Source organism: Campylobacter concisus, assembly GCF_002913545.1.
In the GTDB taxonomy this organism is placed as follows: Bacteria; Campylobacterota; Campylobacteria; order Campylobacterales; family Campylobacteraceae; genus Campylobacter_A; species Campylobacter_A concisus_AV.
This window is the reverse complement of the sequence record NZ_PPBR01000027.1, coordinates 1-525: the sequence shown is the minus strand read 5'-3', so window position 1 is coordinate 525 and position 525 is coordinate 1. Positions and strand designations below refer to the sequence as shown.

At 41.5% G+C, this 525-nt stretch carries 2 protein-coding genes; both read left to right on the top strand.

The window, feature by feature from the left end; genetic code table 11:
- Positions 1 to 362 (top strand): LptA/OstA family protein (locus CYP05_RS01605; protein WP_103641789.1); only part of this gene is annotated, 362 nt, incomplete at its 5' end.
- A partial coding sequence (locus tag CYP05_RS01600) for a GTPase (protein WP_181001146.1) occupies positions 359 to 525 on the top strand: 167 nt, incomplete at its 3' end. The genes CYP05_RS01605 and CYP05_RS01600, both read left to right, overlap by 4 nt.

Here is a 525-nt window from a genome sequence, read left to right as displayed (position 1 = left end):
GCAGAGTTGTGGGAAATGTAAATAACAAACAAGGCTCATACTACGAGCTAAAGGCAAAAGAAGGCGTTGTGCAATTGGAAAAAAAACGCCAGCCAGTAAAATATGTAGCCACAGGCAACGCCAGAGCTAAAATTTTCATGAAAGATAAGCACTATGACGGCAAGGGCGATACGCTCACATACGAGCCAGCAAAGCAGATATACACAGTAACTGGCAATGGCTACTTGCACGAGGTAGAGACTGATAAAAATGTCTATGGCGATAAGATCGTGGTCAATCAAAAAGATGGCACATATAGTGTAAATAGCGACGAGAAAAAGCCGGTTAAATTTATCTTTCAGATCGAGGATAAAGCCAAGTGATAAGAGCTTTGAGCGCTAAATTTATCACTTCAAGCCCAAGCATAAAAGAGGCTCCAAGCTTTGTGACAAGCGAAGTGGTCTTTTTGGGCAGGTCAAATGTGGGTAAAAGCAGCCTCATAAACGCACTTGTAAATCAGAAAAATTTAGCCAAAAGCTCATCAAC